Source organism: Halorhabdus tiamatea SARL4B, from assembly GCF_000470655.1.
GTDB lineage: Archaea > Halobacteriota > Halobacteria > Halobacteriales > Haloarculaceae > Halorhabdus > Halorhabdus tiamatea.
Map to the genome: position 1 here is coordinate 2,132,080 of NC_021921.1, position 22,692 is coordinate 2,154,771.

Annotated in this window: 10 protein-coding genes; 9 read left to right on the forward strand and 1 reads right to left on the reverse strand. The window is 65.0% G+C overall.

Annotation, left to right across the window (positions count from 1 at the left end; translation table 11 throughout):
- Window positions 1-15: 15 nt before the first annotated feature.
- The 9 genes from HTIA_RS10505 to HTIA_RS10545 all read left to right on the forward strand — a co-directional run bounded on the left by HTIA_RS10505 (window position 16) and on the right by HTIA_RS10545 (window position 21,390).
- On the forward strand, window positions 16-2,325 hold the full coding sequence (locus tag HTIA_RS10505; protein ID WP_008523917.1) for a fibronectin type III domain-containing protein: 2,310 nt from the start codon (window positions 16-18) through the stop codon (window positions 2,323-2,325).
- Window positions 2,326-2,618: 293 nt separating this feature from the next.
- The gene (locus HTIA_RS10510; RefSeq protein ID WP_008523915.1) at window positions 2,619-4,139 is read left to right on the forward strand and encodes a GH12 family glycosyl hydrolase domain-containing protein; all 1,521 of its coding nucleotides are present in this window, start codon (window positions 2,619-2,621) and stop codon (window positions 4,137-4,139) included.
- A gap of 76 nt (window positions 4,140-4,215) precedes the next feature.
- Complete coding sequence (locus HTIA_RS10515; protein ID WP_008523914.1) at window positions 4,216-6,474, forward strand: endo-1,4-beta-xylanase; 2,259 nt, start codon at window positions 4,216-4,218, stop codon at window positions 6,472-6,474.
- 34 nt (window positions 6,475-6,508) lie between these two features.
- A complete protein-coding gene (locus tag HTIA_RS10520; protein WP_008523913.1) occupies window positions 6,509-8,857 on the forward strand; it encodes an endo-1,4-beta-xylanase in 2,349 nt (782 codons plus the stop codon).
- A gap of 511 nt (window positions 8,858-9,368) precedes the next feature.
- Window positions 9,369-11,633: a fibronectin type III domain-containing protein gene (locus tag HTIA_RS10525; RefSeq protein ID WP_021029770.1), complete on the forward strand. Its 2,265-nt coding sequence runs from the start codon at window positions 9,369-9,371 to the stop codon at window positions 11,631-11,633.
- A 5-nt stretch (window positions 11,634-11,638) separates the two neighbouring features.
- Entirely contained in the window at window positions 11,639-13,285 is a 1,647-nt protein-coding gene (locus HTIA_RS10530; protein ID WP_020936337.1) for a PKD domain-containing protein, read from the forward strand.
- 142 nt (window positions 13,286-13,427) lie between these two features.
- Entirely contained in the window at window positions 13,428-16,433 is a 3,006-nt protein-coding gene (locus HTIA_RS10535; RefSeq protein ID WP_008523910.1) for a fibronectin type III domain-containing protein, read from the forward strand.
- A gap of 102 nt (window positions 16,434-16,535) precedes the next feature.
- Window positions 16,536-19,490 (forward strand): glycoside hydrolase family 9 protein, encoded by a 2,955-nt coding sequence (locus HTIA_RS10540; RefSeq protein ID WP_020936338.1) that lies wholly within the window; start codon window positions 16,536-16,538, stop codon window positions 19,488-19,490.
- 115 nt (window positions 19,491-19,605) lie between these two features.
- Window positions 19,606-21,390 carry a hypothetical protein gene (locus tag HTIA_RS10545; protein WP_021029769.1) on the forward strand — a complete coding sequence of 595 codons (1,785 nt, stop codon included), beginning with the start codon at window positions 19,606-19,608 and terminating at the stop codon, window positions 21,388-21,390.
- Between the two features lie 175 nt (window positions 21,391-21,565).
- Here HTIA_RS10545 and HTIA_RS10550 read toward each other — a convergent pair whose 3' ends face one another.
- Window positions 21,566-22,474, reverse strand: a complete 909-nt coding sequence (locus HTIA_RS10550) for a serine/threonine-protein kinase RIO2 (RefSeq protein WP_008523907.1) — start codon at window positions 22,472-22,474, stop codon at window positions 21,566-21,568.
- Window positions 22,475-22,692: the final 218 nt, after the last annotated feature.

The following is a 22,692-nucleotide window of genomic DNA, read 5'->3' on the forward strand; positions in this document are numbered from 1 at the left end:
TCGAAATACAGGACAATGACAGATCACGACACACACGACGGCAGCGAATCGACGACGAACGACGGGCGAATCATCGACGATGTCTCGCGGCGGGACGTCCTCAAGGCGGCCGGGGCGAGTGCGATCACGGCCGGATTCGCGAGCAGTATCGTGGGTTCGGCCTCGGCAGTCGGCATCCCCACGCCGTGGCTTCACCGCGACGGCAATCTGATCAAGGACCCCGACGGCAACCAGGTCGTTCTTCGCGGGGTCAACATCGCCGATCCGGCCCGGCTGGCACGGTCCTGGCGAAGCAAGGATTCGATGGGTGTCTTCGAGAAGGCCACGAACACCGACGAGTCAAACGACGGCGGCTGGCACAACAATATCCTCCGGGTGCCGACCCAGCCCCAGGACATCGGCGACGCCGGGTCCGGCAGCATCGGGAGTATGCCACACAACGACGACTGGGGGCCGCTGCTGCCCGGCCAGATCGACGAGTCGGACCTGGAGACGTACTTCTCAAACTACATCGACCCGATCGTCGACGCCGCCGAGGAGGAGGGGCTGTACGTGATGGTCGACTATCACCGCCACTTCCCGATTTTCCACCAGCCCCAACACGAGGACGACCTCGGCGACTACCAGTGTGGTAGCGAGTCCTTCGAGAACGACATCGGCTTCTGTGGCGAACGTGGCGTGCTCTGGCACTCCGAGGAGCAGGCCTCACAGCTCGATGGCTACACCGAGGAGTACGCCGCCGAGCTCGACCAGGAGCTCCAGATGTACTGGAACTTCGTCGCGCCGCGGTACAACGACCGTTCGCACGTCGTCTACGACATCTACAACGAGCCGACCGGTCCCTACGCGGGCGACTGGGGGTCGCCGACCGAAATGCCCTCGACTGGCGAGGAAGGTGAAGGCAACGCCGCTTACGACGCCGAAGAGAACCAGCAGTACTGGGACATGTGGGTCGACCGTGCTCAGCCGTGGATCGACACTGTCCGCGAGCATGCGCCCGACAACCTCGTCACGATCGGCTCCCCACGGTGGAGTCAGCTCACCTACTGGGCACCGACCAACGAGTTCGACGGCGAGAACATCTGTTACACCGGCCACATCTACGCCCACGAGGGGATGCGGCCGCTGTCGGACTCCTTTGGGATGGCAGCCGAGGAGGTTCCGGTGTTCCTCAGCGAGTTCGGCTGGGCCGAGGGCGGCGGTCGCGACGGCTTCAACTTCCTCGAAGGAACGACCTCCGAGTACGCCGACGGCTTCGAGAGCTTCATCGACGAGTACCCGATCCACCCGATCTGCTGGAACTTCGATCACACCTGGGAGCCCTCTTTCTTCGTCCACGACGAGAGTCAGGACGGCGACTGGGTCATCCACGACTACGAGGCCCGTCCTGCACAGTGGTGGCAGGAGTACCTCTATGAGAACCGCAATAACGACCTGCCCGGAAGCGACAGCGACGGCGGCGACACGCAAGCGCCGTCGATTCCGTCGAACCTCTCCGTGACTGACGAGACGAGTTCCTCGATCACGGTCTCCTGGAGCGCCGCCTCAGATTCGGGGACGGCCGGACTTGCCCAGTACAACGTCCTCGTCGACGGCACGCTGGAGCAGACGGTTTCGGCCGGCACGACGAGTGCGACCATCTCGGGGCTGGCTGCTGACACCTCCTATCAGATCGCGGTCTCGGCCGAGGACGCTGCCGGCAACACGTCCGGGACGACGACGATCACGGCCGACACCGACGCCGGCAGCGACGACGGTGACACGCAAGCCCCGTCGGCCCCGTCGAACGTTTCGATCGAGTCGACGACCCAATCCTCGGTCGACGTGACCTGGAGCGCGTCGACGGATTCGGGCGGGTCCGGCCTCGACAGCTACGTCGTCTCCGTCGACGGCTCGCCGGACCAGACGGTTTCGGCGGGCACGACGAGTGCGACGGTCGACGGATTGGACGCTGGAACGACCTACCAGATCGGCGTCACCGCGGTCGACGGTGCGGGCAACGAGTCCGCCGCGACGAGCGTCCAGGCCACGACGAGCGAGTCCGACGACGATGACAACGGAACGTCCGAGGGCTCGATCGCGACGATCGATGCGAGGATGACCTCGGCGTCGACCGGCGATCTCGTCCAGTTCTGGATCTCCGACGAGACCGGCAACCAGACCTGGATCACCGGGCTGGAGTGGGAACTCGGCAACGGCACTTCGGGCCGTGGCTGGTACACCGACGAGCGCTACCAGTCGACAGGTACCTACACGGTCACGCTGACTGCGACCAACAACGAGGGCGAGACGTCCACCGACCAGGTCGAGGTGACCATCTCCTGATCCATCGACCGGGATTCCGCTCGTAGCGCCGGCACGCCCGCGGCGGTCGCGGGTCGACCGGCCAGCGGATGTCGGCCTCCCGGATATCGACCCGATACCGGGGTCCGATCGAGTGCAGACACGCATCGACCAATTAGCCATCCAGCGACCGGGGGGCAGCACGCGACGTTCGAACGTGCCCTTCCGACGACCACGACAGCGCAGAACGACCCTGCTGGCCGGCCGTGTTACGGGGGTAACGGACGCCTGGCCGAGTTACGGGATCCGTTCTGGCGAAGCCACGGCCCACAGCCATGACACACGACAGCGACACGGACGAACCGACGGGAGAATCGACTACCAGTGACACGACTACCGATTCCGGGGGGCGATTACGCGATCGTCCGTCCGTCTCGGCCCAGACCCGTCGGCGGTTCCTCTTGACGGGAGCCGGCGTTGGATTGGGTGCGCTCGCGCTCAACGCCAGCGGGCCGGCCTCGGCGGCGGCGGTCGAGGAGGTCTGTAACTCCGACGAGTACGGATCGATCGACGTCGCCGACGGGTTCACCCTGGTCGACAACCAGTGGGGGAACTCCGAGGCGGATCAGTGTGTCTGGTTGAACGACGACGGCAGTTACGGCTACGACTTCGACGCAGCAGGCGGCAGCGGGATCAATTATCCCGAGGTGATCTGTGGGACGAAACCCTGGGGGACTGACACCGGCGTCGCGGAGTTCCCGATCCGCCGGCGGGACGTCGAGGAACTCGTCATCGACGTCGAGGCCGAGTACACCGAATCCGGCGGCGAGTGGGACTTCGCCGAGGAGTGGTGGCTGATGGACCAGCCACCGAGCCAGGAGACCGGGACCCACGTCTACGAGATCATGCTCCTCCTGGACTGGAACGACCAGCACAGTCACGGTGCCGTCCAGGCCGAAACCGTCTGGACCGACCGCTTTGGCAACACCGTCGATCATTGGACGACCTACGCCGGCGGCGGGACGGACGCGACGTTCTACATCTTCCGGATCCAGGGTGGCCACGACGGCGGCCGGATCGACCTGTCCGAGATCGTCGACTATCTCACCGCGGAACACGGTGTCGACGAGAGCCTCTGGCTCTCGGGTGTCGAACTCGGCAACGAGTACTGGGAGGGCAGTTCCGGCGAGACCACCTACAACACCTTCGACGTCACGATCAACGGGACGACCTACGAAAGCGGTAGCGGGACGGACACGCCGACGCCAACTCCGACCGAGACGCCGACGGAAACCGAGACGCCGACGGAAACCGAGACGCCGACGGAAACCGAGACGCCGACCGAGACAGAGACACCCACTGACACTGAGACCGAGACGCCGACAGAGACCGAGACGGAGACGGGCACGCCGTCGGGTGACGCCCTCGTCGTGAACGACTACGACGGTGATCCGGCGTGGTCATCGAATCAGAACGACCTCGGTCAGTGGTGTGGGGCCGGGTCCTTCGAGAACGAGGGCGGCGACGTGCAGGACGGCGCACTCGTTATGGAGTATGACAACGCCGGCTGGTTCGTCGAACAGATCGGCCAGGACGTCTCGGGGTATTCGGACCTCGTCTTCGTCGTGAGCGGGGCCAACGGCGGCGAAGAAGACGAGGTTCTGCTGGATTTCGGTGGCGCTCGCGGGCTCCTTTCGGCATTCACCGACGACGCCATCGGGACCTCGGCGTCGACGGTCACCGTCGACATGGATTCGGCAGGGATTGACCCGTCTTCCGGGGGGCTGTCGGTCCGACTGAACTTCTGGCAAGGCGGTGCCAGCACGCTCGAAATCGACGAGATACGCTTCGAATAGCATTGCTCACGAACGGTCCAGGTCGCCCTTTCGTGGCAAGGGGGGTCGACCGGGCTAAACACACGGCTGACAACAGATGACGATACACAATCACGACACCGACGCATCGACGTCCGACTCCGTCGCGACCGACGATTCTGTCGGCTCGATGGGGCGGCGAGACTATCTCCAGACCGTCGCGGCAGCGGCCGCAGCCGTCGGAATTGGGACTTCCGCAACGGGAAGTGGGGCCGCCGAGACGGCTGACACTTCCTTGAGTATCGACGAACGCATCGAAGAACACCGGACCGGCGATCTGGCGGTCGTCGTCGAGAACCCCGACGGTTCGACGGTCTCGGACGCCAAGGTCTCGATCGCCCAGCAGGAACACGCGTTCAGCTTCGGCACCGCCGTCAACGCCGACAGGCTCGTCAACGGGACCGACCCCGGCGACAACTACCGCGAGTACGTCCCGGCGCTGTTCAACACGGCGGTGCTCGGCAACCACCACAAGTGGCGGTTCTGGGAGAACAACCAACAGGTCGCCGACGAGGCGACCACCTGGCTGCTCGATCAGGGGTTGGACATGCGCGGGCACGTCTGCCTCTGGGGTCGGGAGGACGTCGCGGCGATCCCGGACGACATCCAGACTGCGATCGAGGAGCGCGACGCCGAGACGATCCGCGAGCGCTCGATGGCTCACATCGAGGAGATCATCACTCACTACGGCGAGGACATCACCGACTGGGACGTCGTCAACGAGGCGATGCACGTCTACCAGCTCCAGCTCGGCGTCTACGGTGACCGGATCGACACCGAGGAGCCCTGGAACGGTGAGGTCGTGCCCTGGACCTCCCCACTCCTGGCGGATTGGTACGAGCAGGCCGCGTCGGTCATCGAGGAGAACGACCTCGACGTCGGCATCGCGGTCAACGACTTCAACCAGTTCCCCTACGCCTACACAGACAACCGTTACGAGTCGGAGATCGAGCACATCAACACCGACGGAGCAGAGCTGGACACCCTCGGCCTCCAGGCACATATCGCCGCCCGGCAGGGCGAGTTCAACTCCAACGACGACCCGGACGGCCGGATCGACGCCGATCAGGTCGTCTCGGAGATCAACACGTGGGCCGACCACGGCGCACGCGTGAAGATCACGGAGTTCGACACCTACAACGGCGACGACTGGAACGGAGACGAGGAGCGCGCCGACGTGACGGAGAACTACCTCAAAGGTGCGTTCAGCCATCCGGGCGTCGACGCGTTCATCATGTGGGGCTTCTGGGATGGCGACCACTGGGAGGACGAGGCGCCGCTGTTCTACGAGGACTGGTCACAGAAACCTGCATACGACGTCTGGACCGGCCTGGTCTACGACGAGTGGTGGACCGACGACAGCGGGACGACCGATGGCAGTGGGACCTACGCCACGACGGCGTTCCTGGGCGACCACGAGATCACGGTCAGCACCGACAGCGCGGAGACGACTGAGACAGTGTCGGTCTCGGACGCCTCTGGGACGACGACGGTGACAGTCACCGTCGAGGGTGACGCCAGCGCTGCGGACGACACCCAGCCACCGTCGGTGCCGGCGAACCTGACCGCCACGGACGCGACGCCCTCCTCGATCACCGTCTCCTGGGACGGCGTCACCGACAACGGCACGTCCGGGCTGGACCAGTACGTCGTCTCCGTGGACGGCTCGCCGGACCAGACGGTCGGTGTCGGGATGACGACGGCGACGATCGAGGGGCTGTCGGCCGATAGCGCCTACGAGATCGCCGTCTCGGCGGTCGACGGTGCGGGCAACGAGTCCGAGGCCGCGACGGTATCGGCGACGACCGCGGCGAGTGATGATGGTACCGTCGGTGGTGATGGTGACGGTGGCGATGGCACCGACGACGAGGAGACGCCTGCCGGGGCGCTGGTCGTCGACGACTACGACGGCGATCCGGGCTGGTCGTCGAACCGGAACGACCTCGGCCAGTGGTGTGGCGCGGGCTCCTTCGAGAACGGGGGCGGTGAGGTCGAAGACGGCGCACTCGTCCTCGAATACGACAACGCGGGGTGGTTCGTCGAACAGATCGGCCAGGACGTCAGCGAGTACTCGGATCTGGTGATGGTCCTGGGCGGTGACGACGCGCACGCGGACGAGTTCCTGCTGGATATCGGGGGCGTTCGCGGACTCCTCTCGAGATTCACCGACGACACCATCGGGAGTTCGGCCTCGGCCGTCACCGTCGACATGGAATCGGCAGGCATCGACCCGTCGACCGGGGGACTCTCGGTTCGACTGAACTTCTGGCAGGGCGGCAGTGGCACGCTCGAAATCGAGGAGATCCGCTTCCAGTAGCGGATCGCCCTCGAAACGCAAACACCAACTCACGATGACGCACGACGATACACACGACAACGACGCATCGACGCACGAATCAGACGCCGTCGAAGACGGAAACGAGGTGAACGAACGCACGACTGGTCAAGCAGAGCCCGTCGCTTCGATGGGCCGGCGGGACTATCTCCGGGGCGTCGCAGCGGCGGCCGCGGCGGCCGGACTCGGCACGGCTGCCACGGGCAGTGGGGCCGCCGAGACCGCGGACACCTCCCTCGACGTCGACGAGCGCATCGCGGAACACCGCACGGGCGACCTCGAAGTCGTCGTCGAGAACCCCGATGGCTCGACAGTCTCCGGGGCCGACGTCTCGGTCGCTCAGCAGTCCCACGACTTCAACTGGGGGACGGCAGTCCACGCCGACACCCTGATCAACCAGAGCAGTGCCGGCGATAACTACCGGGAGTACATCCCGGAGCTGTTCAACACGGCCGTGATGGAGAACCAGCACAAGTGGGCGCTGTGGGAGGACAACCAGCAACTCGCCGACGACGCCACGAACTGGATCCTGGACCAGGGGCTGAACATGCGCGGCCACGTCTGCGTCTACGGGGTCGACTACGCGGTTCCGTCGGACGTCCAGACGGCGATCGACAACGGGGACACCCAGACCATCCGCGAGCGGTCGATGGCCCACATCGACGAGATAATGAACCATTACGGGAGCGACATCCACGAGTGGGAGGTCGTCAACGAGGTCCAGCACTCGACGACGATCTTCGATCCGTTCACTTCGAATCCGACCACTTCCGACATCGTAGCCGACTGGTACCAGCAGGCCCAGGACGTCCGCCCTGACGGCGTCTCGCTCGCGATCAACGACTACAACGCCCTCGCGGGCAACTACGGCGGCGAGATCAGCACCTATCAGTCCCACGCCCAGCACCTCCTCGACAACGGCATCGACCTCGGGACGATCGGGCTCCAGTGTCACTTCGGCCAGAACGAGACGCTCTCGACGAGCCAGATCCTCCAGACGCTGAACGACTACGGCCAGCTCACGGATTCGATCAAGATCACCGAGTACGACCAGTCTGGCTCGGGGTGGTCTGAGGCCGAGAAGGCCGACTGGTTCGAACGCTTCCTCCGCGTGACCTTCAGTCACCCGGGCGTCGAGTCCTTCCTCGTCTGGGGCTTCTGGGACGGTCGCCACTGGGAGGACGACGCGCCGTTCTTCTACGAAGACTGGTCCACCAAGCCGAGCTACGACGTCTGGACCGGCCTGGTCTACGACGAGTGGTGGACCGACGACAGCGGGACGACCGATGGCAGTGGAACCTACAGTACCGTGGCGTTCCTCGGCGAGCACGAGATCTCGGTCAGTACCGACAGCGACTCGGTAACGACTACGACCTCCGTGACCGATTCCGACGGCACGACGACAGTCACGGTTACCGTCGAGGGCGACGGCGGCGAGACCGGCGACACCCAGTCACCATCGACACCGACGAACCTGACCGCGACCGACGCGACGCCCTCCTCGATCACCGTCTCCTGGGACGGCGTCACCGACAACGGCACGTCGGGACTCGATCACTATCGCGTCTTCCTCGACGGCAGCGAGGACCAGCAGGTGGGTGCCGGGATGACGACCGCGACGACCGACGGTCTCGACGCGGCGACGACCTACGGGATCGGGGTTTCAGCCGTCGATGGCGCGGGCAACGAGTCCGCGACGGCGACCGTCGAAGCGACGACAGGCGAGGCTGACGACGGCGAGGGAGACGACGCGGACGACCTGATCGCCGAGATGAATCCGAGTACGACCAGTCCCGGTGTCGGCGAGCGGGTCACGTTCAGCGTGACGGACACGACCGACGCGGACAACTGGATCTCCTCGCTGTCGTGGGACTTCGGCGACGGCGCGACCGCGAGTGGTTGGTGGGCCGAACACACCTACGATTCCGCCGGGACGTACACCGTCTCGCTGACCGCGACCAACAACGACGACGAGTCCACCACTCACGAGGTCGAACTCGTCGTTGGCGACGGTCAGGGCGACGACCAGGACGGAGATGGCGGCGACGATGGCGATGGAGGGGACGGAAGCGACGACGGAGAAGGCGACGACGGCGATGGCACGACCGGCGATCTCGTCGCGGAGATCGACCCGAGTACGACAGAGGCCAGCGTCGGCGAGACGGTCCAGTTCTGGCTGAACGATACGAGTGGTGGTGGCAACTGGATCACGGGCATCGACTGGGACCTCGGCAACGGCGACACGGCGAGTGGCTGGTACGCCGAGACGACTTACGCGTCGGCCGGCACCTACACCGTCTCGCTGACCGCGACCAACAACGCCGACGAATCGACTACCGACGAGGTGACCATCACGGTCTCCTGATCGGACCGTTCCACTGTCCGCCGTCGGTCGGCCGGGAACACGCAGAGGGACGTCACGACCGGCCCACTGGCGGCGGAGGTGTGACACTGTCGATGCGAAGGCGAGGCGACCCAAAGGGGCAATCACACGGATTGACCGGCGGACACATGATCGACAACACGACACGAACGACGGGACCGGCGGACACCCAGCGAACGATCTCGGGGGGTACGTCAGGACGCCAAGCGCTGGGTCACCTCGCTGTCGTGGGACTTCGACGACGGTACGACCGTGCATGGCTGGTGGGTATAACACATCCACGAGTCGGCTGGCACAGACGCAATCGCGCTGACAGCGACCGACAACCAGGGGGGAGAGTACCACACACGACTAGCGGTTACAGTCTCCTGAGCAGTCGCCCGATCCTCGCCGGATCGACGGCAGTCGGCGCAAGCGGCTCGGTCGGCAGCGACGGACCGACGCAGACCGAACAGTCCGGCCCATGATCGGCGACGGACGGACACACCACACAATGACACCAGACAGACCGACACCGCGAACCGAGACGGACGAATCGACGACTGAACGAGACGAAGTCACGCACGAGGACGCCGAGACGTATCGCGCGCCAGGGACGTCCAGACGGTCGTTTCTGCAGACGACCGCGGCTGCGGGACTGGCCGGCCTGGGCGTCGGGAGCGGTGTCGTCGGCTCAGCGGCTGCAGCCGGTATTCCAACGCCGTGGCTCGAGGTCAATGGCAACCTCCTGCGGGACCCGGAGGGTAACAAGGTGATCCTGCGGGGTGTGAACGTGATCGACCCCGCGCGGGCGGCCGAGGAGTGGCGCAAGAACATCGAGCCGCTGATCGAGTTGGCGACCGATCCGGGCGAGGGCTGGCACGCCCACGTCGTCCGGCTCCCGATGCAGCCCCAGGACATCGGGGGGCATGGCCCCGGGACGGCGGCCCCGACGCCCGGGTTCAGCCAGAGCGACTTACAGACCTACCTCGAGGCGTACGTCGATCCGGCGGTTGCGGCCGCCGCGGACGTCGGCGCGTACATCATGCTGGACTATCATCGCCACTATCCGGAGGGGCCAGACTGGGACTCGCCGGAACTCGACGAGGAAATCCGGCTGTTCTGGAACGAAGTTGCGCCCCGCTACAGCGACCGTTCGCACGTCATCTACGAACTCTACAACGAACCCAATACGCCCTATCCAGGGGCCGGCGATCCGACCGACGACGTCGGGATCACGGACCCCCGCGCCGAGGAGAACTATCTCTACTGGCGCGAGACGGCCCAGCCGTGGGTCGATCTCATCCGCGAGCACGCTTTACGGAACCTGATCGTCATCGGGTCGCCGCGCTGGAGTCAGTTCACCTACTGGGCGGGCAAACACGAGTTCGAGGGCGACAACCTCGCCTACGCGGGGCACGTCTACGCCCACGAGAACCTCCGGCCGCTGTCGACGTACTTCGGCGACCCCTCCGAGGAAGTCCCGGTGTTCATGAGCGAATTTGGGTACGGCACCGAGGGCTCGCCCTACCTCGTCGGGACCAACGAGGTCGAGGGCCAGCAGTTTCTCGAGCTCTTCGACGCCCACGACATCCACTGGCAGGCCTGGTGTTTCGACCACACGTGGTCGCCCGGCATGTTGAATCGCGACTACGAGGTCGACAGCCCACACGGCCGGCTGTTCAAGGAGCGACTTCGCGAGAAGCGCAACGACGACCTGCCAGCGAGCGCCGGCGGCGGTGACGAGACACCGCCTTCGACCCCGTCGAACCTCGCCGTGACCGAAACCAGCACCAACAGCGTCGCGCTGGCGTGGGACGCCACCACTGATTCCGGCGGATCCGGCCTCGAAAACTACGCCGTTTACGTCGACAGCGCGCTCGACCATCGGGTCAGCGCCGGACCGACCACGACAGCGGTCGGTGGCCTGCTGCCGGAGACGACCTACGAGTTCGCCGTGAGCGCAATCGACGGTGCTGGCAACGAGTCTACTCCGGCGACGGTGACGGTCGCGACGACCGACGGCGACGACGAGCAAGCGCCCACGATGCCGGAGAACCTCTCGGTGACTGGCTCGACTTCGGAATCCATCTCCGTGTCCTGGGACGCCGCGACCGACGAGGGTGGGTCCGGGCTGGATCACTACCTCGTCTACTTCGACGGGAGTCAGGACCAGCAGGTCGCGGCCGGCACGACCGAGGCCACCGTCAGCGGTCTCGACGCGGCGACGACCTACGAGATTGCGGTTTCGGCCGTCGACGCGGCGGGCAACGAGTCCGCCACGGCGACTGTACAGGCCACGACCGCGACGACCGAGGACGGCGGGGAAGACCCGCCCGAAGACGCCTTGGTCGACGACTACGACGGTGACCCGGCGTGGTCGAACCACCGGAACGATCTGGGCAACTGGTGTGGGGCCGGCTCCTTCGAGAACGGGGGCGGCGAGGTCAAGGACGGCGCACTCGTTCTCGAATACGACAACGCGGGATGGTTCGTCGAGCAGATCCTGGAAGACATTTCCGCGTACTCGGAGATCGTCTTCTCGATCGCCGGTGCGAGCGGCGGCGAGGGTGAACACTTCGTCGTCAGTGTCGGCGGCGCTCGAGGGCCCTTCAGCGACCTCGCGAGTAGCTCGATCGGAACGAGTCCCAGCGAGGTCGCCATCGACCTAGATTCAGCCGGCGTCGACGCCGAAAACCCCGGTGAACTCCGCCTGAACTTCTGGCAGGCTGGCTCCGGAAGTGGGACGCTCCGGATCGAGGACATCAGACTGGAGTGACCACGATGGCACGCCAAACAGGCGATAGCGACGTGGCCAGGAACTCGAATCTGACGCGCCGGCGGGTGCTGCAGGCGGGGGCCAGCGGACTCCTCGCCGCGACCGTCGGGACAGGGGCACTTACCGCGACGGCTGGCGCAGTCACCACCGCGCAGATTTCTCCGACTGACGGGTTCGCGGATGTCGGGACATGGCTCGAAGACGAAGATACGGACGTCTATCGGATTCAGGAGCCGACACGCTCGGCCGTCGAAGAGGCGTTCCACGCCTCTGGGCCGCGCGTCGTGATCTTCGAGACAAGCGGGACGATCGACCTCGGCGGTGAGGCACTCGCGATCACCGAAGACAAGTGCTGGGTCGCAGGTCAGACGGCACCGTCACCGGGGATCACGTTCGTCAAGGGGATGGTCCAGGTCGACGCCGACGACTGCGTCGTCCAGCACATCCGATTCCGGCACGGCCCCGGTTCGGACGGGGAGATCCAGAGCAACGACTCGCTCAACACGGCCGACGGGACGGAGAACAACGTCATCGATCACGTCACGGCCTCCTGGGGCACCGACGAGTGTCTCTCGGTCGGCTACGACACCACCGACACGACGGTCACGAACTGCCTGGTCTACGAGGGACTGTACGATCCCTACGGCGACGGCTCGGATCACAACTACGCGACGCTGGTCGGCGACGGTGCCGAGAACGTCACGCTGGCGGGCAACGTCTGGGCGAAGTGTCGCGGTCGAGTCCCGCGATTGAAGAGCGAGACCCGGAGCGTCGTCGCGAACAACGTGATGTACTTCTTCAACGAGGCGACCAACATGGACGGCGACACGGCGGCCGCCATCGTCGGGAACGTCTACATTCCCCAGGACGTCGAGGACACGCCGATCGAGGACGGCAACGCCTCTCTCTCGGACAACGTCACGGAGCCGAGTTCGACGCCGCTAACGGGTGGGACGGAGGCGTTGTCGGGTCGGCCGCTCTGGCCCGCTGAGTTCGACGCCTTGGACGCGAGTGCGGTCGAGTCACACAATCTCTCGAACGCCGGGGCGCGACCGGCCGACCGGACCGACAACGACGACCGAATCGTCTCCGAGATCCGGGATCGCGCCGGCGATGACTCCCTCGACTCGCCGTACGACTACTGGATCCCGCATCCAGATGCCGTCGGGGGATACCCTGACCTGCCTGTCAACACCCACTCGCTTTCGGTTCCTGACGCCGGCCTGCGTGAGTGGCTCGCCGAATGGGCCGCCGTCGTCGAGGACGGCAGCGGCGACCCCGATACCGGCGGGGGCGAAAGTGACAGGAATGACGACAGTTCGGGAAGCGGCGATGGTAGCCGCGATGCTACCAGTAGCGACGACAGCAGCGAGCGAGACGACGACACGAGTAGCGATGATCTGATCGCCGAACTCGATCCGGGGACGACGGATGCTGCAGTGGGTGAGTGGGTCCCGTTCGCGATCGTCGACACCACCGACAGCGATCACTGGATCACGGGACTGTCCTGGTCTTTCGGCGACGGGACGACGGCGACTGGGTGGTGGAACGCCCACACGTACGAGTCGGCGGGGACCTACACCGTCGCGCTGACCGCGACGAACGACGCTGGCGAGTCGACCACCCACGAGGTGATAGTCACGGTTTCGTGATGGACTGAAACGGCCACATCAACGGCTTCCGGCCGATACAGTGGCCGTCTTCCCTGCCGGAACGGCTCGTTCCCGGGTACCGGGGGGTGCTGGCCTGCTTGACTGCATCGGGGGATGACTGCACGCGAAGACATGACAACAGATGACAGACGACACGACTGAACCGACTCACGCATCGACGACTGATCACACTGACGAGACGGCTGGGAACCGGAAGGATCCCGGCCTCACGCCGTCACGCCGGACGTTCCTCGGAGCGATGGCGAGTGCTGGGACGATCGGTGCCGGGCTTTCGGTGAGCGTCGGGACCGGCGCCGCCGGCGTGCCAACACCACGCCTGCACACCGAAGGGCGATGGATCCGGGATCCGGCGGGCAACGACGTGACGCTCCGGGGCATGGCACCTGCTGACCCCGGCTTCTACCGGCAGTACCATCCAAAGAGCTTCGAGGAAGTCCTCGAGTCGGCGACTGACACGGATCGGGGCTGGTATCCCAACACGGTCCGGCTACCCTGTACGCAGGACTCGATCGACGCGCTGGGGCTGGAAACGTACGTCACCGAGGTCCTCCGACCGGCGGTCGACCTGCTGGCCGCGCGTGACGTCTACGCGCTGGTTGATTTCCACCTCATCAGGCCCTACACACAGGACGCGACCGAGACCTACAACGAGGAAAACGACGAGGAACTCGCGCCGATCAACGACGTAATGACGACCTTCTGGGACCGGGTCGCCCCGGAGTTCGCCGAGGACGAACACGTCCTCTACGAGCTGTTCAACGAGCCGACCCAGCCGGCGATGTACGGCGACGACGCCGGAGCGTTCCAGGCCTGGCGGGACGCGGCCCAGCCCTGGGTCGACCTCGTCCGCGAACACGCACCGGAGACGCCCATCATCATCGGCTCGCCGCGGTGGACGTCGGTGACCCACATGGCCCCGGAGTATCCTTTCGAGGGGGAGAACCTGATCTACGCTGCCCACATCTACCCGGACAACGGCGCACCCGCTGACTTCGACCAGTGGTATGGTGAACCCGCCGCGGATGTCCCGGTCGTCGTCACGGAGTTCGGCTGGGATCCGGCCGGCGGGAGCGTCGATCAGGGCACTACGTCGGGGTGGGGCGAGCCGTTCCGCGAGTGGGTCGAGGGCTACGAGAACGTGGGGTGGATCTCGTGGTGTTTCGACGACTCCTGGGAGCCGGCCTTCTTCGAATCGCCGGATTCGGGCGCGAACGAGCCCTGGACGCTCAAGGACGACGCCGATCAGATGGGCGGATACATCAAGACCTGGCTCGAGGCAACCAAAGATCGGGGCATCCCTGAAAGTACGATCGACGACGCCATCGCGCCGCCGGTTCCTTCTGGGTTCGAGGTAACTCGCTTGACCGAGATCGGCGTCGAGATCGCCTGGAACGCCGTCACCGACGAGGGCGAGGCCGGCCTTTCGCACTACAACGTCTACGTCGACGGCGAGCGCCGCGGGCAGGTGATCGACGGGACGGCGACGACGGTCGACGGTCTTCAGGCGAGTTCGACCTACGAGATCGGGGTTTCTGCCGTCGACGAGGCCGGAAACGAGTCCAATCAGACGACGACGGTCGCCGAGACGGTCGCCACCGACGCCGGGCAGTCGGCGTTCGTCGAGCACGAGCTGCCCGGTCGGATCCAGGCCGAGGACTTCGACGAGGGTGGCCAGGGGATCGCCTATCACGACACGGGATCCGCCAACGAGGCCGGGGCCGACTACCGCGAGACGAGCGTCGACGTCGGGACGGCCGTCGAGTCGGGGTACAACGTCGGCTACACCGAGACCGGCGAGTGGCTGGAGTACACTGTTACCGTCGAGTCCGGCAGCAGCTACGAGGCCACCGTTCGGGTTGCCAACGGCGCTGAGTCGGGTGGCGACCTCCGGATCGAGGTCGACCGCGCCGAGGTGGCGACACAGAACGTCTGGCCGACCGGCGGCTGGGGCAACTTCGAGGAGATCCGTGTCGGCGAGGTCGACCTCCCGGCGGGCGAACACGTCGTCCGGATCGTCGTCGAGACCAGCGGCTGGAACTTCGACTGGATCGAGTTCACTGGCGGCGACGGTGGCGGCGGGGACGTGACCCCGCCGACTGCTCCCTCGAACCTCTCGGTGACCACGACGACGCCGTCATCCGCCGAGATCGCGTGGGATGCCGCGACCGACGAGGGCGGGAGCGGACTCGACCATTACGCAATTTCCGTCGACGGCAGTCTCGATCAGCAGGTTCCGGTCGGGACCACGTCGGCGACGATCGCCGATCTCGCGGCCGAGACGAGCTACGAGATCGGCGTCTCGGCCGTCGACGCGGCCGGCAACGAGTCGGCGACGGTGACTGTCGAAGCGACGACCGAGGGCGGCGACGACACGACGCCGCCGACCGTCCCGGGGGATCTCTCGGTCGAGAGCACGAGCGAGTCCTCGATCGGTGTCGCCTGGAGCGCCGCTTCGGACGCCGGCACGGGCGTCGACACCTACGCCGTCTACGTCGACGGGAGTCTCGATCACGAGGTCGCAGCGGACCTCACGTCGGCGACGACCGACGGTCTGTCGGCGGCGACGACCTACGAGGTCGGCGTCAGCGCGATCGACGCGGCCGGCAACGAGTCGGCGACCGCGACCGTCGAAGCCCCGTCCGCGAAAGCCGATGACAGCGAAGGGGATGAGGACGACGAATCGACGGCAGACGCCCTCGTCGTCAACGACTACGACGGCGACCCGGCATGGGCTGATCACCGCAACGACCTCGGCCAGTGGTGTGGGGCCGGGTCCTTCGAGAACGACAGCGGCGACGTCGAGGACGGGGCCTTGGTCTTCGAATACGACAACGCCGGGTGGTTCGTCGAGCAGGTCGCCCAGGACGTCAGCGACTACTCGACGGTCGTGTTGCGGGTCCGTGGTGAAAGCGGCGGCGAGGAGAGCGACCTCCGCTTCGACATGGGCGGCGCGCGTGACCTCCTCGCGAATCTGACCGACGACTCGATCGGGACGGACTTCACCGACGTCGCGATCGACATGGCGTCGGCCGGGATCGACCCGTCGACCGGCGGCCTCTCGATCGGCCTGAACTTCTGGCAAGGGGGTGCGAGCACGCTCGAAATCGACGAGATCCGACTCGAATAGGCATCGAATCGCTCGATCACACGCCACCGGAAACCTCGGTATTGGCTGGGGTGAGGACGGCCGCGCTGTCCGGTGACCCGACCAACCAACGACACGATATCCATGACACATCACGACGCGAACTCACGGGGAATGGGACGGACGAACACTGACCGGGACGACGGATTGTTCCGTCGGGATCTGCTCGCGGCGATGGGGCTGGGCGCGGGATCGGTCGCACTCGGGACGGACGTCGGCACGCCGAGTGTGATCTCCCGCGCAGCCGGGCAGACGAGTCTGGAGCTTGACTACGCCCACGCGCTCCAGCAGTCACTGTACTTCTACGACGCCAATCGCTGCGGCGCGACGACGATGGGCGAGCGTCTCCAGTGGCGCGGGGAGTGCCACCATTCGGACACTGAGATCTCGCTCGATGCGGCGACCGAGGACGGCGGAACTAACCTCTCTGCGAGTTTCATCGATGAGTACAGCGACGTACTCGGTCCCGACGGCACCGGGACGGTCGACGTCAGCGGCGGCTTTCACGACGCCGGCGACCACATGAAGTTCGGGCTTCCCCAGAGCTTCAGCGCCTCGACGCTTTCCTGGGCGCTCTACGAGTTCGAGGACGCCTTCCGGGACGTCGGGGTCTACGATCACATGGTCGACATCTTGCGACACTTCGCCGATTACTTCCTGCAGTCGACGTTCAGAAGCCAAGACGGTGACGTCGTCGCCTTCTGCTATCACGTCGGCGAGGGGAGCATCGATCACAACTACTGGGGGCCGCCGGAACTCCAGTCCTCCGAGGAGTATCCCCGGCCTGCCTACTTCGCCACCGCGGAGGATCCGGCCAGCGACCAGTGTGCCGGGGCGGCCGCGGCGCTTGCGATCACGTCGCTCGTCCTGGAGTCCGAGGACGCCGAGTACGCTGTGGAGTGTCTCGACACCGCCCAAGCCCTCTATGACTTCGCCGTCGAGAACCGCGGACTGGGGTACGACGGCGGCTTCTACGACTCGAGTTACGACGAGGACGAACTCTCCTGGGCGGCGGTCTGGTTGCACATCGCGACCGACGACGACGCGTATCTGGACGACATCCTCGCCACCGACGATTCGGGCAACTACGCCGGGTATCTCGGACAGATCATCGACTCGACCGACGACGACTGGCAGAACATCTGGGTCCACTCCTGGGATACCGTCTGGAGCGGCGTCTTCCTCAAACTCGCGCCGATCACCGACGACCCCGAACACTGGCAGATCGCCCGCTGGAACCTGGAGTACCTCTCGGGCGGGGCAGTCGAACATGGGGACGACAACGACACGAACTACGCCTCGACCTCCGACGCCGGTTTCACCGTGCTCAACACGTGGGGATCGGCCCGGTACAACGCCGCCGCGCAGTTCCAGGCGATGGTCTACCGGAAGTACCGCGACACCGAGAAGGCAGTCGCGCTCACTGACTGGGCAGCAACCCAGATGAATTACATCATGGGTGCGAATCCGTTCGGGTACTCGCTGATCGTCGGGTTTACCGACGACCACGCCGAGCATCCCCACCACCGGGCGGCCCACGGCTCGAAGACAAACAGCATGGAGGAACCCGAAGAACACCGCCATACGCTGTGGGGTGCCCTGGTCGGCGGTCCCGACGAGGACGACACCCACGTCGACGAGACCTCCGACTACGTCTACAACGAGGTCGCGATCGACTTCAACGCAGGACTGGTCGGCGCGCTGGCCGGGTTCAACACGTTCTATTCGGATACCGGCGACCCGGTCGCGGCGTTCCCGCCGGACGAGGAACCGATCGACGCCTACTACGCCGAGGGGGAGGTCCTCCAGGAGAACGCCGACCGGACACAGGTTCGGGTCACGATCCACAACGAGTCGATCCACCCGCCCCATCGCGAGGACGGCCTCAGCGCACGCTACTTCATCGATATTAGCGAGTTGCGTGAGGCCGGCCAGTCGATCGACGCCGTCTCGGTCGAGGTCCAGTACGACCAGCAAGCAACCGAGGGCGACGGGTCGACGGACGTCTCGGGGCCGATCGCCTGGGACGAGGACGCCGGCATCTACTACATCGAACTCGACTGGTCGGGCAACCAGATCTATGGCGCACGGGAGATTCAGATCTCGATGATCGCCGAGCAGGATGACAACTGGGAGAGCAACTGGGATCCATCGAACGACCCGAGCTTCCAGGACATCGGCGAGGAGGCGACCGTCACCGAGGCGATCCCCGTCTACCTCGACGGCGAACTGGTTTACGGCCAGCTTCCGGGTGAGTCCGAGTCCGAGCCCGACGACACGACCGCTCCGACGGCTCCCTCGAACCTCTTTGTGGTCGAGACGACAGCGTCCTCGGCCGAGATCGAGTGGGAGGCCGCCAGCGACGAGGGCGGTAGCGGCCTCGATCACTACACCATCTCCGTTGCGGGCGACTTCGATCAGCAGGTCGAGGCCGAAACGACGGGTACGACCGTCGAGGAACTGGACGCCGAGACGACCTACGAGATCGGCGTCTCGGCGGTCGACGCTGCCGGCAACGAGTCCGATACGGTAACCGTCGAGGCGACGACCGACGAGGCCGACGACGGCGAGGACGACAGCGATGACGAGGAATCACCGACGGATGCCCTCGTCGTCAACGACTACGATGGCGACCCGGCGTGGTCGAGCAATCGCAATGACCTCGGCCAGTGGTGTGGGGCCGGCTCCTTCGAGAACGGGAGCGGCGATGTCGAAGACGGTGCCCTGGTCCTCGAATACGACAACGGCGGCTGGTATCAAGAGCAGATCAACCAGGCGGTCGACGACTATTCGAGCGTCGTGCTCGAAGTCAGCGGTGCCAACGGCGGCGAAGAGAGCGAGATCCGCTTCGCGATGGATGGCGTCTCGGACTTGCTTGCGAACCTGACTGACGATTCGATCGGGGCGAGTGCCGGCGAGGTACGGATCGACATGGAGTCGGCGGGTATCGATCCGGCCGCTCAGGGGCTTGCAGTCCGGCTAAACTTCTGGCAAGGAGGCAACAGTACGCTCGAAATCAAGGAAGTCCGACTCGAGTGAGTGGTCCGCCGCTCGCTCTGATCTCCGAACACGTGTCGTCTCGGTGACGATCGCCGGCGAAGGTTTTTCCGGTTCCCTCACTCTTTTAGACAATACACTGGTACTATCAATTGGTATGGTCAAACGAAGGGCTGTATTGAAGGGGAGTATCGCATTCGGGAGTCTGGGTCTGGCGACGTCGGTCCTGGGTCAGGATCACTCGCCGCTGGTCGTCCACGCGTTCGACGGGGGAACCTATCCGGGCTCCAACGACCTCGGCAACTGGGCCGACGCGGGGAGTTTCGCCAACGGGAGCGGATCGGGCGAGATCGAAAACGGTGCCCTCCGCCTGGAGTACGACAACGCCGGCTGGTTCGGGAGCAACGTTTCCCAGTCGATCGGCGACTATCAGTATCTCACCCTTCGAATTCGGGGGGACGAGGGTGGCGAGCAATCGGATTTCACACTCAAGATCGGTGGCGTCTCGGATCTCCTGGGCAACCTGACTGACGATTCTATCGGGACCGAGTATTCGACTGTCTCGATCGACCTCGAATCAGTCGGTGCTGATCTCGAAAACCCACAGGCAGTCAGATTCAACTTCTGGCAAGGGTCCTCGGGGGCCGTCGAGATCGATCGGATCGCGGTGACGACAGACCCCGACGACGACGGTTCGGAGACGCCAACGGAGACGCCCGAAGACACGCCGACCGAGACGGAACCCGACGACGGGGAGTCGACCTGGGACGTCCCGTTCCTGGACCGGCCCCCGGAGCCTGATACGCTCCCCGCCGATATCACCGGCAGCACGACGGTCGCCGAACTGTACGAACACTTCGACGACCCCTACTACGTCCCGCGTGACTTCACGGACTATCTGCCCGGCGAGACGTCCTCGACCGGCCAGGCCTGGACGGACGCCGAGAAGGCCGAGGAGTTCGGCTACGACGAGACGGCCGTCCAGAACAACATCAGCGACGGGTCGCTGACCCTCGACCAGCTCGGCACGCAGGCGTTGCCCTACGTCCAGCAACTCGCCGACAACGACTTCCCCGCCCATGCGACCGTGAAACTTCTCCCGCGGCTCGCGCTGTTGCCGGATGAGACCGAAGACCCCGGCACGCACGACGACCCCGACAACATCTGGGACGAGACCGCAGGCCCGACCCAAGCGACGAACGGTCCCGACCAGTTCATCCAGGACCGTTGGCCGACGGACGCCCGAACGTACCAGCCTGACGAGGTCCGCGTGCGTGACCGCGTCCACGACCAGCCGGAGTACGACGACAGCCGCGAGTGGGGGAGTTCGGCTGACCTGCCAGAGGACGTCCTCAACAACCCGGACAACCCCATCCACGAGATGGTGGCCGACAAGGTCGATCCGCGGACCGGCGAGTCGCTTGGCGGCGACGGCTTCACTGCCAACGCGCCGATGGAGGCGTCCGTCGAGATCCACGAGAACGGCGGCGGCTACTGGAACCAGTACCTCGTTCTGAAGAACACCAGCGAGGTGCCGTACTTCCAGGACGGCATGGTCATCACGTGGCTCGGCCCGTCGGGTGACGCCGCGAACCTCGCGGACGGCCACTGGAACAATCCTCACCGACCGAGCCAGTCGCTGGGCCATCCTCAGCGCGACGTCATCGAGGTCATCCATCCCGACTACGAAGGCATGTCGGCCTACGCCGTCCGGTGTGCGAACCACGACGAGCCCTACCACATGCGGACGATCTACCCGAACCAGCAGGTCGCCATGGAGATCGGGACCCCCGCGAACGCGGACCGCTGGTCCTCGTCTTCGGAGCGCCAGGACGCAGTCGAGACGATGCTCGACTCGCTACACGTCGAACTCGAGACCAACCTCAGCCGGAACGACCGCCTCATCGACGCCATCGACCTGACGTATCGCGTCCCGAACTGATCGTAGACGGGTTAGCCCGCGCCCAGCACACGGATCCCACTTTTCGCACAATTTTCCTCCGCTGCCCAAGGTATGGCGGCATATTTAATATAGCCAATAATGGTTTATACGTGTGGCGCGAGTCGGATTCTTCTCCGTGGTAACTGTCTGTTTGACGGTAGAGATGGGCGAATTCTCAGGTTTCGCCCGAATCGATCGAGTCGAAGCGCCCTTCGGCGATGGCAGCGGCGACTGTCGTGTCCTCCACGTCCTCGATCGCGTGGGGGTATTTCCGGGTGAAGTACCCAAGAATATTCGTGACGTCGCGTTCGAGCAGCTCGCGGGCGTTTTCGTGCTCTGTCGGGACAGCCTGGGGCCAATCGAAGACCGTGACTCCGTCCTTGCCGACGAAAATATTGTACTCGCTCATGTCGGCGTGGACGTACCCCGCTTCGTAGGCATTCTGGACTTCTTCGAGAATCAGGTCCAGGACTGGACGGACCTGCTGGTCTTCGAGCTTCGTCCGGGAGAGTTCGACGCCGTCCATGCGCTCCATCACGATCGCGTGACGGTTGTGATCGACCGGTCTCGGCACGCTTACCCCTGGGTAGAGGTCTTCGAGCGCGGTATACTCGCGTTCGGCGGCCTTCCGGGCGGTGTACAGCCAGGAGACGTGCTCGCGATCGGCGGTGTACTCGCGCTCACGCATCACTTCCCGGAAGTTCGTATACCCCTCACGGTGGTACTTCAGCGCCAGGGGTTTGTACGATTGGACCTCGTAGACGTCACTTTCCTTGCCCACGCCGAGGCTCGAACCAACTCCCTGGATGGACTCACGTTCGGCGAAGGTGTGCAGTGCCAGTGCGTCGTAGCCCTCGAACGTCAGGGTAAACCCCTGGTACTGGATCGTCTTCCGCTCGATCAACCCCCGGTCCTCACACCGGTCGAGCCGGTAATCGACGTTCTCGCTAGTCAGCCGGGAGAACTCCGGGATCTTCTCGCGGGCGACCCACTCCGAGAACCGCATCCCCTGCTCGATCCCCGAGAGAAGATGAAAGTCCTCCGGCTCGAGCTCGGCCATCACCCCTGCGACGTTCGAGACCATCACCACTCGGTAGGGGTTTGACCGGCAAAAGCCCGACGTGTCGGCTCGTTCACCCAGATATAAACCTGATATCGCTATACGAAGTCCGGCTGACGCGGTGTCCCGAGTCTCCAGTTTGGTTTCTACAAACTAGTTCTTGATTGATATTTAATCCCCGAGTGAGTAATGCGCGGTGTCAATAGGGGACTGAACTGACCATATATCAAGAAATAGAGAAA